The organism is Actinomadura roseirufa, assembly GCF_900659635.1.
Taxonomy (GTDB): domain Bacteria; phylum Actinomycetota; class Actinomycetes; order Streptosporangiales; family Streptosporangiaceae; genus Spirillospora; species Spirillospora roseirufa.
On record NZ_CAACVB010000098.1, the window covers coordinates 1 to 12537 of the forward strand.

Annotated in this window: 13 protein-coding genes; 6 read left to right on the top strand and 7 right to left on the bottom strand. The window is 74.2% G+C overall.

What is annotated here, in order from left to right; all coding sequences use genetic code 11:
- The 3 genes from E1291_RS21020 to E1291_RS21030 form a co-directional block, all read left to right on the top strand.
- Positions 1–1384: sensor histidine kinase (locus tag E1291_RS21020; RefSeq protein ID WP_131739550.1), on the top strand; the 1384-nt coding region annotated here is incomplete at its 5' end.
- A 280-nt stretch (positions 1385–1664) separates the two neighbouring features.
- The gene (locus E1291_RS21025) at positions 1665–2114 is read left to right on the top strand and encodes a hypothetical protein (protein WP_131739551.1); all 450 of its coding nucleotides are present in this window, start codon (positions 1665–1667) and stop codon (positions 2112–2114) included.
- Between the two features lie 136 nt (positions 2115–2250).
- Positions 2251–2670, top strand: coding sequence for a hypothetical protein (locus E1291_RS21030; RefSeq protein ID WP_131739552.1), 420 nt, complete (start codon positions 2251–2253; stop codon positions 2668–2670).
- 9 nt (positions 2671–2679) lie between these two features.
- Here the strand turns inward: E1291_RS21030 and E1291_RS21035 are convergent, their stop codons facing one another.
- The 3 genes from E1291_RS21035 to E1291_RS21045 all read right to left on the bottom strand — a co-directional run bounded on the left by E1291_RS21035 (position 2680) and on the right by E1291_RS21045 (position 5347).
- On the bottom strand, positions 2680–3951 hold the full coding sequence (locus tag E1291_RS21035; RefSeq protein ID WP_131739553.1) for a beta-propeller domain-containing protein: 1272 nt from the start codon (positions 3949–3951) through the stop codon (positions 2680–2682).
- On the bottom strand, positions 3948–4454 hold the full coding sequence (locus E1291_RS21040) for an RNA polymerase sigma factor (RefSeq protein WP_165495220.1): 507 nt from the start codon (positions 4452–4454) through the stop codon (positions 3948–3950). Before E1291_RS21040 ends, E1291_RS21035 begins: the two co-directional genes overlap by 4 nt.
- 68 nt (positions 4455–4522) lie before the next feature.
- Complete coding sequence (locus E1291_RS21045) at positions 4523–5347, bottom strand: AfsR/SARP family transcriptional regulator (protein ID WP_131739554.1); 825 nt, start codon at positions 5345–5347, stop codon at positions 4523–4525.
- Between the two features lie 94 nt (positions 5348–5441).
- On the opposite strand from E1291_RS21045, the gene E1291_RS21050 reads away from it, so the two are divergent.
- The 3 genes from E1291_RS21050 (at position 5442) to E1291_RS21060 (ending at position 8485) form a co-directional block, all read left to right on the top strand.
- Complete coding sequence (locus E1291_RS21050) at positions 5442–7382, top strand: sensor histidine kinase (protein WP_131739555.1); 1941 nt, start codon at positions 5442–5444, stop codon at positions 7380–7382.
- Entirely contained in the window at positions 7379–8050 is a 672-nt protein-coding gene (locus tag E1291_RS21055) for a response regulator (RefSeq protein WP_131739556.1), read from the top strand. The genes E1291_RS21050 and E1291_RS21055 overlap by 4 nt, the downstream gene beginning before the upstream one ends.
- Positions 8051–8170: 120 nt before the next feature.
- Entirely contained in the window at positions 8171–8485 is a 315-nt protein-coding gene (locus E1291_RS21060) for a hypothetical protein (RefSeq protein WP_131739557.1), read from the top strand.
- 9 nt (positions 8486–8494) lie between these two features.
- On the opposite strand, the gene E1291_RS21065 is transcribed toward E1291_RS21060, so the two are convergent.
- The 4 genes from E1291_RS21065 to prfA form a co-directional block, all read right to left on the bottom strand.
- A complete protein-coding gene (locus tag E1291_RS21065; protein ID WP_165495221.1) occupies positions 8495–9238 on the bottom strand; it encodes an AfsR/SARP family transcriptional regulator in 744 nt (247 codons plus the stop codon).
- Between the two features lie 302 nt (positions 9239–9540).
- Positions 9541–10449, bottom strand: a complete 909-nt coding sequence (locus E1291_RS21070) for an L-threonylcarbamoyladenylate synthase (protein WP_131739559.1) — start codon at positions 10447–10449, stop codon at positions 9541–9543.
- 77 nt (positions 10450–10526) lie between these two features.
- Positions 10527–11387: a peptide chain release factor N(5)-glutamine methyltransferase gene (prmC, locus tag E1291_RS21075; RefSeq protein ID WP_131739560.1), complete on the bottom strand. Its 861-nt coding sequence runs from the start codon at positions 11385–11387 to the stop codon at positions 10527–10529.
- On the bottom strand, positions 11384–12448 hold the full coding sequence (prfA, locus tag E1291_RS21080) for a peptide chain release factor 1 (RefSeq protein WP_131739561.1): 1065 nt from the start codon (positions 12446–12448) through the stop codon (positions 11384–11386). Before prfA ends, prmC begins: the two co-directional genes overlap by 4 nt.
- Positions 12449–12537: the final 89 nt, after the last annotated feature.

Consider the following 12537-nt stretch of genomic DNA (forward strand, 5'->3'; position numbering starts at 1 on the left):
CGAGCGCGAGCGGCTGGCCCGCGACCTGCACGACGTGGCGGGCCACCACCTCAGCGCCGTGGCGGTGCACAGCGGCGCGGTGTCCCGCACGGGCGACCCGGCGCTGGCCCGCGACGCGCTGTCCGCCGCCGCGGACACCGGCCGCGACGTGCTGCGGGAGCTCAGCCGGCTGGTGGACGTGATGGGCCCGGACGACGGGGACGGCGGCCTGGAGGCCCTGCCGCAGCTGTGCGGGGGCCTCGCCCGGCTCGGCGTCCCGGTCTCGCTGGCCGTCGAGGGGCGGCAGCGGCGGTCCCGGCCCGAGGTCGGCTCCGCCGCGTACCGGATCGTCCAGGAGGCGCTGACGAACGCGATGCGGTACGCGCCGGGCGCGCCGGTGACCGTCGAGGTCAGGCACGTCCCCGGGACGGTCGAGCTGACGGTCGCGAACCGGAGCCCGGCCGGCGGCGCGGCGGTGCCGGGGCTCGGCGGCGGGCGCGGCATCGCGGGCATGCGCGAGCGCGCCGAGTCCCTCGGCGGCACCCTGAGCGCCGGCCGGGACGAGGACCGGGGCGGGTGGATCGTGCGGGCCGTGCTGCCGACCTCGGCCGCCCGGGGACGGCACGGTCCGGGCTGGTCGGAGGTGCTCGACGGGACGGTCGTCGCGTTCTGCGGGCTGCTGCCGGCGCTGCTGGCCTTCACGCCGCCGCAGCCGATCCTGCGCGACTCCTCGGCCGCGGAGACCGCGCTGGTCGTCGTCCTGCTGCTGGTGCGCGGGACGCCCCTGTGGTGGCGGCGCGGCGCCCCGTACGCGGTGCTCGGGGCACTGGCGGCGATCGACATCGCCTGGTCGCTGACGGCCGGGGCCCACTCGCAGCCGTTCATCGCGCTGCTGCTCATCGGCGGGCCCGCGGAGATGATCGCGGTGTACGCGGTGGCGGGGCACGCGCGCCGCGGCAGGCCGACCTGGCCCGCGCCGCTCGTCGGCGCGGTGCCGTGGGCGGTGGCGTTCACCGTGCTGCTCGCGACGGACCCCGAGACCGAACCGTCGCCGGGCCTCGTGCCGTTCGGGCTGGGGGTGGGCGGCCTGTTCGGCGTCCTGGTGCTGCTGCCGTTCTGGGCGTGGGGCAAGGCCGTCACCGGGCGCGGCCAGCGCTGGGAGGCGACCGCGCGGGAGACCATGGCGGCGCGCAGGGGCGAGGCCGTCCAGGCGGAGCGGGCCCGGGTCGCGCTGGGCCTGCGCGGCACCGTCCTGGACCACACGGCCCGGCTGGTGCGCGCCGCCGAGGCGGGGCTGGCGGGGACGGCCGGGGACGCGGCGGCCGCGCTGGTTTCGGTCAGCGAGCAGGCGCGCGCGGCGCTGCTCGACATGCGGGCGCTCCTGGACGCCCTGGAGGAGGACTGACCCGTCTGTGATCTTCGTCATGGTCGGGCGCCCGGGTCAGTGGCTCCGCCGGCTCCGGGCCGGGCCGCCGCGCGGGGCCGCCGCGCCCCGGCGCGCACGGCCCGCAGGACCGTCGGACGGTCCCGGTGCCGTATCGGTTCCTCCGATCGCCGGTTTCGGCCTAGGAAGGTCACGTTCTCGATCGTCAACAAAACGATCTTGAATTCGCTGCTAGGTTTCCTCCGCTCATCATGAAAGATCAGATTTGGAGGGACCAATGCGGCGAATCGCAGCGGTAGCAATGGCTGCCGGCACCCTGCTGACCGGCATGGCGGCCGTGAGCGCACCGGCGGGCGCGACCGTGACGGCGGCCCCCTCGGCCAAGGCGCCCGCGGCGGCGGCAGCGGCCCACAACTGGACGCCGTACAACTCCTACAGCAACATCAGCGCGTGGGGCACCTACACCCGCTCGGGCGGAAGCGTCTATGTGAAGGGCTACCTCGCCGACGGCAAGAAGAACGGCTGGACGGCCTGCGTGCGGTTCCTGTTCACCGAGGGCAACACGCGTTACTGGTCCCGGCACAAGATCGTCGGCGTCGACCGCTACGGCAACGAGTACAACTACGACGGCGCCGCGAAGGTGTCGATCAAGACCAGCTCCAAGTACAGCAGCCACCTGTACGTCCAGGAGTGCGGGCGCAACAAGAAGACGGGCAAGTACGTCTACGGCAAGAGCAAGAAGCTCTTCTGAGCCTCGCCTCGACCGCCGGCGCCGAACCGAGCGGCGCGCCATCGCGACAGGGCCCCGCCGCGCCGCGGCGGGCCCTCCGCGCCCTCCGTCCTCCTGCTAGTTTCGGAGCGCCCCACGACGGCAGAGGAGGCTCCCGATGCGCCGCATCGCCACGCTGGCGATCTCCACCGGCCTGGCCCTCACCGGGCTCGGCGCGCTCCCCGCCGAGGCCGCCTCGAACGGCTGGGCGACGACCGGCGCCTATTCGGCCGTGAAGGCGGGCGGCACCTACGCGCGGACGTCGGCGAAGGTCACCATCCGCGGCTGGATCCGCGACTACCGGACCGACGGACGGGCCGCCGCCGTGCAGTTCCGCGCGACCGAGGGAACCGGCCGGCACACCAGCAGGGTGTACTTCTTCCTATCCCGGAACATTCCCGCGGACCTGGTGTACAAGGCCGATTACGGGACGTTCTTCAGCTCCGACTACACGTCCCATCTCTATGTCCGCGAATGCGGGGTCACACCCGATCGCAAGCGCACCCCGCGCTGCGCGGACTGGCAGAAGATCTACTGATCACGGGCCTTACCAGTCGGCGTCGAAAACGTGCGCCAGGCCCGCGATCGGATGCGCGGTCCCACCGCCGGCGGTGTCGAGCGCGCCGAGGTCGGTGAGCAGGAACCGGCCGGACACGTCGCCCTTCAGCAGCGGATGGTCGAAGGTCGCCGTGCCGCGCTGCGTGCTGGCCCGCAGCACCCGGCCGTCCGCGACCGAGATCCGCAGCAGGTCGCCCAGCAGGGACGTGGAGGCCCACGCGTCGGCGCGCAGCGTGCTCTCCGCCCACGGCCTCGCCGACGCCGCCTCGCCGGCGGCCTCCCGGCCCGGCACGCCGCTCCAGGCGTCCTCCGCCTCCCGGCCCGACTCCGAGATCGTCACCTCGCGGCCGTCCCGTCCCGCGGCGGTGCCGGCGAACCTGCGGGGCGCGTCGACGCCGCGGATCAGCGTGCTCGCCTCCTTCACCTCGCCCCGCACCCGCCCGGTGACCTCGAGCCGGCGCAGCTCCTGTCTTTCGATGACCTCCTGCCGGCCCTTGTTCCGCATGACGGCGCGGACGAAGAAAAGGTAGCGGCCATCACCTGACCAGGACATTCCCCGATACGTTCCGCCGCCCGAGTCCGGCCATTCCCAGCGCTGCCCGGTCCCGGTGTCGATGACACCGAAAATGCCGTCCCCGCCGCCGGCGCGGGCCTCCGCGGAACAGCCGCCGGCACCATAGGAGAGCATTTTCCCGTTCGGGCTCACCGCCAGGCTGCCGCTGTCGCGGACCGTTCCGGGGACCTTCGCGCCCACCACCGGATCCCGCTGCGTGATGATCCCGGCCTCGCTCACCGAGAGCCGGTCGATGACGATCCGGCAGCGGCCCCCCGTCCGCGGCTCGGAGATCGCGAAGAAGGTGCGGTTGTCGGCGGCCGCGGCCACCTCGCGATAGTCGACGCCCGGGGCCGCGGGCTCGGCGTCCAGCACCCGGCCCGTCCCGGAGTCGCGGATCTCCAGCCGGGACCGCTGCCCGCCGCCGGCCAGCACGCTGGTCACGAAGAAGCGCGGCATCGCCGACCCCGCCTGCTGGACGGGACGGCGCCCGCCACCGTGCAGCAGCTCCCGCACGGACACCACCCCACCGACCAGAAGCACGACCGCCGCCGCCGCGAGCACCGGCGTGAGCCGCCGGTGCGCCTCCCACCACCGGCTCCGGACCGCGCCGGCGCCGAGCTCGGGGAGCGGGCGCGAGCGGGTCTCGTCCACCGTCTCCGCCGCCGCGCGCAGCGCCTCTCGCAGCCGGTCCTCCAGGTCCTTCACCGCTCCTCCTCTCCCAGCCGGCGCTCCAGCGCGGCGAGCGCCCTCACCATGGTGGAGCGGACGGTACCCGGGCGGATCCCCATCACCCGCGCCACCTCCGCGTCGTCCAGCTCAAGGTAATAGCGCAGCACCAGGGCCTCCCGCTGCCGGCGGGGCAGGCGGCGCAGCGCCGCCAGCACCTCGCGGCGGTCCTCGCCGAGCATCACCGCCGACTCCGCCGACCAGACCGGCGGCTCGTGCGGCTCGGTGTGCCCCCAGGTCCGGCGGCGCCGCCGCAGCGCCATCCGGCACCCGTTCAGCACCGCCGCCCGCACGTAGGCCGGCAGCTTCGACTCGTCCTGCAGCCGGGGCGGCCTGGCCTGCAACCGCAGGAAGACGTCCTGGACGACGTCCTCCGCGGTCGCCACGTCGCCCACCAGGAGCACCGCCAGGCGGATCAGTTCGACCTGGTGCTCCCGGTAGAGCGACGTCAGCGCCGGGACCGCCACGGCATGGGAGGTCACCGCCGCACGCCGCGCCGCGCTCGCACCACCACGGGTGGATCATAAATGGACTGATCCGTGCAAGCCGGTCAACGAACCAGAACGGTGCGCCCGGCCCCGCGCCCGCGCGGCGCGGGGACCATCCCGGCGCCCGCGCGGCGGCCACCCTGGCCGGCGAGGTTCCGGAACGCCGCGCTCGGCTCCACCCCGAGCTCACGGCGCACGAGCCGCGCGTAACGGGTGTAGACCCGCCGCGCGCCCGCCATGTCGCCGCGGGCAAGGTGCGCCGCCGCCATCGTCCGGTACGCGGTCTCCGCCAGTTCGTCCACGCCCGTGGCCAGCGCGGCGAACTCGATGGCGTCCAGTGGCGCGCCGTCCTCCAGGCTCCGCTCGGCGAGCCGCTCCAGCGCGACGAGGCGCAGCCGGTCCCAGCGGTCCTGCGCGGCCAGCACGTGGTCGTCGGTCCAGCCGGGCAGCAGCGCGTCGCCGAGGAAACGCCATGCGTCGGGCGCTCCCTTCGTCCGGGGCGCCGCCGCGAGGGGGCCGCCCTCCACGACGTGGCGCGCGCGGGCCTCGGCCTCGTGCAGGTCCACCTCGACGCCCGGCGCGAGCCACACCTCACCGGCGTCGGCGTCCAGCACGCCGGCCTCGCGGCGGATCCGCCACAGCAGCTGCCGCAGCCGCTTGGCCGCCAGCGAGGGGGGAAGGTCCGGCCACAGCCGGGCCTGCACGGCCCGGCGGCCGAGCGACTCCCCCGCCAGCGCCACGGTCACGATCAGGGCGCCCGGCGCGTCCGCGAACCGCAGGTCCCGGTCTTCGAACCGGCAGCGGAACGCGGACAGGAGCTCCACCCGCCCGATCTGCGGGCGGCCGCTTTCCACGACCGCCGTCGACATACTCTTCGCAGCACTCACACCATGTAGATGATCGAGGACCCCGGTCTGCTGCTTCCGCGGCGAAAAAAGTTCCGCGCACCGTCCGAGCACCCGTCCCCCTTAGGGTCGTCGTGTGCGGGCGGAAGCGGGAATCGGACGGTGGCCGCGCACCGCCGACTGGGCCGTGCCGGTGCTCCTCGTGACCGCGCAGCTGCCCCTCACCTGGGCGCTGGCCAGGGCGGACGGCACCTCACTCGGCCCCGGACGCTGGGCGGCGACCACCTTGGCGATCGTGGCGGCGGCGGTGGCCCTGCCGTGGCGGCGCACGGCGCCCGCGCCGGTGCTGGCGGCGACGATCCTGTTCGGCGCCTGCGCGGTCGCCGCGTCCGGATCGGGGGCGGTGACCGGGGTGTCCGACGGGGTCGCGCTGTACTCCTTCGCCGTGCACCGCGGCCCCCGGCCCGCGCTCCTCGCCTGCCTCACGGCGTTCGTCGCGTCCGTCCTCGGCTTCCTGCCGCACGGTGACGGACTGTCCGACCTCCTGGCCGAGGCGGTACTGAACGCCGTCCTCTATCTGGAAATCACCACGTTCGGCCAGCTCCGGCGGCAGCGCACGGCCCCGCCGGGCGGCTCGCGGGACGCGGCCGCCGGGATCGAGCGGGAGGGACGGGCCGCGGCGTCCGCCGAGCGCGAACGCCTGGCCCGCGACGTCCACGACGTGGCGGGCCACCACCTCAGCGGCGTCGCCGTGCACAGCGGCGCCGCCGTCCGCGCGGACGACCCGGAGCTGACCCGGCAGGCCCTCAGCGCGGCGGCCGAGGCGGGCCGGGAGGTGCTGGCGTCGCTGAGCCGCCTGGTGGACGTCGTGGGCCCGGCCCCCGAGGGCGGCGGCCTGAAGTCGCTGCTCCCGCCGCTCTGCCACGGCCTCGGGCGGCTGGGCGTGCCGGTGTCCCTCGCGGTGGAGGGGCGCGCGCGGAAGCTGCCCGCCGGGGTGACCGCCGCCGCCTACCGCATCGCGCAGGAGTCCCTCACCAACGCCATGCGCTACGCGTCCGGCGCCCCGGTCCGGGTGGCCGTCCGCTACACGCCGGGCGCGGTCGTCCTGACGATCGAGAACGAGGCCCCCGCCGGCGGGGGCGCCGTCCCCGCGCTGGGCGGCGGCCGGGGCGTGCGGGGCATGCGCGAGCGGGCCACCGGCCTCGGCGGATCCCTCACCGCGGGTCCTTCGCCGGCGGGGGGCTGGACGGTCGAGGCGCGCCTGCCCACGACCGCGGGCGCCGAGCGCGGCGCGGGCTGGCCGGAGATCCTGGACGCGCTGACGATGGTCTTGTGCGCGGCGCCGCCCATCCTCGTCCTGTTCTCTCCCGAGCCGCTGTTGCCCGGCCTGCCCGCCCCGGCGGTCGCGGCCGTCGCGGCGGCCCTGGCGCTGCGGGCCGTCCCGTTGTGGTGGCGGCGCCGCGCGCCCGCCGCCGCCCTGGCCGTGCTCACCGCCGCCGACACGCTCTGGGCCGTCCTCGGCGTGCTGTACGCGCAGCCGTCCCTCGACCTGCTGATCCTCGGATCCGCCGCGCAGGTCGCCGCCGTCTACTCGGTGGCCTGCTATCACCCGGCCGGGCGGCGCACGTGGCCGGCGGCGCTCGTCGCCACGCTCCCCTGGGGCGTCGCCATCGCCGCCTCGCTGGCCGCCGACCCCGAGGCCGCCCCGCCCGCCGAGATCCCCCTCGCGATCATGTACGGGCTGGCGTCCACCACGGCGCTCACGACGCCGGTGACGGCCGGAGCGTGGCTCTGGGGCCGGGCCGTGTCGATCCGGAGCCGCCGCTGGGAGCACGCGGCACCGGACGCCGCGGCCGCCCGCGCGGGCGACGCCGTCCACGCGGAGCGCACTCGGGTCGCCGTGGGTCTGGGCGGTACCGTTCTCGATCGTACGGCCCGGCTCGTCCGGGCCGCCGAGGCCGGAGTCGCCGGCACCGACGACGACGCCCGGACGGCGGTGGCCGCCGTGGCCGACCAGGCACGGGCAGCGCTGGCCGACGTGCGCGCCCTGCTCGACGGGATGGAGGAACGGGTGTGAGCATCCGGGTGCTGGTGGTGGACGACCAGGCCGTCGTCCGCGCGGGATTCAGGGCGATCATCGACGGCGAGCCGGACCTGGAGGTGGTCGGCCAGGCCGCCGACGGCGCCGAGGCGCTGCGCGCCGCCGCGGAGCTGCGCCCCGACGTCGCCCTGATGGACATCCGGATGCCCGGCGTGGACGGTCTGGCGGCCTCCCGTGAGCTGACCGCTCTGGGCTCCCCCACCCGGGTCCTGGTGCTCACCACCTTCCACCGCGACGAGTACGTGTTCGGTGCCCTGCGCGCGGGCGCGTCCGGCTTCCTGCTGAAGGACTGCGACCCGCAGGAGCTCGTCGACGCCATCCGCACGGTGGCCGCGGGCGAGGCGCTGCTCGCCCCCGCCGTGACCCGCCGCCTCATCGACGCCTTCGCCGCCGGGACCGTCACCCGGCGATCGCCGCGCGACGACCGCCTGGACCTGCTCACCGCCCGTGAACGCGACGTGCTCGTCCAGATGGCCCGCGGCCTGAACAACACCGAGGCGGCCGCGGCGCTGGGCATCGGGACGGCCACCGTCAAGACCCACGTGAACGCGATCCTGGGCAAGCTCGGCCTCCGCGACCGGGTTCAGGCCACGATCTTCGCCTACGACACCGGGCTCGTCCTGCCCGGCGACGACCGCCCCTGACCTGCGGCGGAATCCCCCGTCTCCACCCCTGGGTCGACCCTGCGGCCGACCGCCGGGTCGAGGCACATCGGTACCGGCGCAGGAAGCGCGGGCACGCGGCGACACGGTTCCCTGGACACCATGACCGAAGAACGGATTGCGGCCCCCGGAGACGATGCCGGGGAGCACACGAAGGGCCGGTCCACCGGCGACGGGCTCGGCTCCTTCTGGGTCGTGCCCGCGCTGCTGCTCCTGGCGGCGAGGGGCGTCCGGGCGCTCGGCGACGGCGGCGTCTGGAACGGCGTCGCCATAGGGCTGGCGGGCCTCGCGGCGGTCATCACCGTCGCGGAGCTCGTAACGGCCGTCCGGCGGCGGGCCTACACGACGCTCGCGACCCTGTCCGCGACCGTGCTGCTCGCCGGGACGTTCATCTACCTCAAGAGCGACCTGTTCTAGCCGGACGGGTCAGCCCGGTAGAGCGTTCCGGCCCAGCTGCTCGCGGACGAGGTCGTGAAAGGCCGGGCTCGCGTCCACGCCGAGCGAGCGGCGGACCCTGTCCTCGTACCCGAGGTAGACGCGGCGGGCGGCGACCGTGTCGCCGACCGCGACGTAGGCCGAGAACACGATCCGGCTGGCCCGCTCGGCCAGGTCGTCGACGCCCGTGGCCAGCAGGCCCGTTTCCAGGGCGGCCAGCGGGTCGCCCGCCTCCAGGCACGCCGCCGCGACCCGCTCCAGCGCGAGCAGCCGCAGCCGGTCCCAGTGGTCGCGCTCCCGGAGGACCTGCTCGTCCAGGACGTCGCGCAGCAGTTCGGTGCTCAGCAGTTTGAGGATCACCGGATCCACGTCGTGCAGGAAGCGCTCATCGGATTTAAGGACATTGCGGGCCAGCGTCTTGGCGGCCCAGTAATCGACCGCGACGTCGCCCGCCAAGCCGACCCTGTCCCCGTCGACCCGGACCAGGGCGTCCTCGGTCGCGCTGCGGATCCGCCACAGCAGCTGGCTCAGTCTCCGGCCGGCCTTGCCCGGCTCCATGTCGGGCCAGAACTCGGCCTCGATCATCTTCCGGGACAGCGCCCCACTCTCGAACGCCAGCCTGGTCACCAGGCGCCTTCCCGTCCCCGAGAGCCCGCCTTGGACGCCTGTGAGCGAGCAGGAGAACTCGGGGAGCAGATGGACGATGACCTGTTCCCCGATTGCGTCTACCGACATGACAACCCCCGTCGTCATTGACGTTTCGGTGCGGAATCCAGCGATGGCGCCGCACGAACCGCGCCTCGAATCCCACCAGGGGGACATCTCGGCGAGATCTCCGGTGCATCACCGTGACGTCTCCCGAGACGTTGCCTACCACCTAATTGTGACAATCGAGGGGAGGGGCACGTGACCGAAAAGGGTGGGGGCGCGGCACATGAAGACGTTCCGCCGGGCACGGCGAGGGGACGCCGAAAGAGCCGGGGACGATCAGCGTCCCCGGCGCGTGAGAGAACGGGTCAGGCCGGAAGCGGGACGGGTCAGACCGCCTGGTCCGGATCCGCGGGCGGCTCGTCCTTCGTCAAGGAGGGCTTCGCCGGGGCGGAGGGCTGCTTGGTCAGGGAGGGCTTGGCCGCCGCCTCCACGGGCTCCTCGGCGGCCTCGGCCACGGGCGCGGGCGCGTCCACGGACGGTTCGGCGGGCGCGGCGGGCTCGGTGCCGGACGCCGCCTCGTCCTTCGTGAGGGACACCTTCGCGTCCGGGGCCGCGGTGAGCTCCCCGGCGTCGTCGGCGTCCGGCTCGTCGTCGTCGGTCAGCAGCACGCCGACCACCGAGCGGATCTTGTCCGCCGGGACGGCGCCCTCGCGCAGCAGTCGCGGCACGGGACCGGTCAGGTCGACGATCGTCGACGGCTCGGCGTGCCCGGAGGCGCCGCCGTCCAGGTACACCGAGACCGCGTCGCCGAGCATCTCCTCGGCCTCGTCGACGGTGCGGGCGGCGGGCTTCCCGCTGAGGTTCGCGCTGCTCACCGCGAGCGGCCCGGTCTCCTTCAGCAGTTCCACGGCCAGCTCGTGCATCGGCATGCGGAGCGCGACGGTCCCCTTGGTCTCGCCGAGGTCCCACATGAGGTTCTGGTTGGCCCTGCACACCAGCGTCAGCGCGCCCGGCCAGAACTCGTCGATCAGGTCCTGCCCGTACGTACCGAGATCCTCCACCAGGGCGGTCGCGGCCCGCACGGAGCCGACCAGGACCGGCGGGGGCATCTCCCGGCCCCGCCCCTTGGCCTCCAGCAGCGCCGTCACGGCGGGCGGCATGAACGCGTCGACGCCCACGCCGTAGACGGTGTCGGTCGGCAGGACGATCAGCTCACCGCGACGCGCCGCGGAGAAGGCCTCGGCGATCCCCCGGCTGCGCTCCATCGGCTCAGAGCAGTCATAGCGTTTGCTCACGGTCGCCCGTCTTCCCATCTGCGCGGCGCTCGTCTACTGGCACGACCCAGGATATATACGCCGCACCGCGCGCAGTATCAATCGGCTGCCAGGCGGGCGGTGACGAACCGGTCCCGGTTGGTCAGATCGCGCCGGTTGCGGACGTCCCGCCAGCCGTTCTCCTCGGCGAATATCCAGTAAACACCGTTGCCCTGCAGGTCACTGTGCTCGACGGCCACGTACCCGCCCGGACGCAGCAGGCGGCGGGCGGTCCGCTCGACCACCCGGATCGCGTCCAGGCCGTCGTCGCCGCCGCCCCACAGCGCGTCGGCCGGATCGTGGTCGCGGACGTCGGGCGGCACGTACTCCCATTCGCTCATGGGGATGTAGGGCGGGTTGCTGACGACGAGGTCGACGGTGCCGTCCAGCTCGGCGAGGGCCGTCGCGAAGTCGTCCAGGTGCGTCCTGACGCGGCCGCGCTCGTCCAGCTCCTCGATGTTGCGGTTCGCGTGCACGAACGCCGCGGGGTCCTTCTCGACGGCGTGCACGCGCGCGCGGGGGGCCTCCAGGGCGATCGACAGGGCGATGGCCCCCGAGCCCGTACCGAGATCGACGACCAGCGGGTCGCGGACGTCCATGTCGCGGAGCGTCTCCAGCGCCCACCCGACCATGACCTCGGTCTCCGGCCGCGGGACGAAGACGCCGGGGCCGACCTTCAGCTCCAGGTAGCGGAAGAACGCCCGGCCCGTGATGTGCTGCAGCGGCTCGCCGGCCTCGCGCCGCGCGACGAACTCCCAGAACCGCGCGTCGAACGCGCTGTCGGGCACGGCGTGCAGCTCCGAGCGGTTCACCCCGTGCACGGCCGCGGCGAGCTCCTCGGCGTCGGCGCGGGGCGAGGCGGCCCCGGCGTCGGCGAGCCGCGCGGTCGCCCTGGCGATCTCGTCGAGCAGCAGTTTCATGATCCTTGGGCTTCGGCCAGTCGGCGTTCCATGTCGGCGTCCACCAGGGCCTGCGTCACGTTGTGCAGGTCACCGTCCAGGACCTGGTCCAGGTTGTAGGCCTTGTATCCGACCCGGTGGTCGGAGATCCGGTTCTCGGGGTAGTTGTACGTGCGCACCCGTTCGGACCGGTCGACGGTGCGGACCTGGCTCTTGCGCTCGGCCGAGGCCGCCGCGTCGGCCTCCTCCTGCGCGATCGCCAGCAGCCGGGACCGCAGGATCCGCAGCGCCTGCTCCTTGTTCTGGAGCTGGCTCTTCTCGTTCTGGCAGGAGACCACGACCCCCGTCGGCAGGTGCGTGATCCGCACCGCCGAGTCGGTCGTGTTGACGCTCTGCCCGCCCGGCCCGGACGAGCGGTACACGTCGATGCGCAGATCGTTCAGGTCGATCTGGACGTCCACGTCCTCGGCCTCGGGCGTCACCAGCACGCCGACGGCGCTGGTGTGGATGCGGCCCTGCGACTCGGTGGCCGGCACCCGCTGCACCCGGTGCACGCCGCCCTCGAACTTCAGCCGCGTCCAGACGCCGTCCTCCTGGCCGCCCTTGGCCTTCACGGCGACCGTGACGTCCTTGTACCCGCCCAGATCGGACGGGTGGGAGTTGAGGACCTCGGTCTTCCAGCCCGCCCGCTCGGCGTAGCGCAGGTACATGCGGAGCAGGTCCCCGGCGAACAGGGCCGACTCCTCGCCGCCCTCACCGGCCTTCACCTCGAGGATGACGTCCTTGCCGTCGTTCGGGTCGCGCGGCACCAGCAGCCGCCGCAGCCGCTCCTCGAGCTCCTTCTTGCGGGTGCCGAGCTCGTCGGCCTCCACCGCGAACGCCTCGTCCTCACCCGCCAGCTCGCGCGCCGCCGCGAGATCGTCCTCGGTCGCCGTCAGCTCCCGGTGGGTCTCGACGATGGGGCGCAGCTCGGCGTACCGCTTGCCGAGCCGGCGCGCCAGGTTCTGGTCGGCGTGGACCGACGGATCGGCGAGCCGTCCCTCGATGCCCGCGTATTCGCTGATGAGATCGTCGAGATTCACGGTGTGTCCTGGGCCGTCCCGGCCCCGGCGCCCCGCACGGGGCCCGGCGGCCGACTTCGAACGGCCCGGGGACCTCGAGAGTCTCCGGG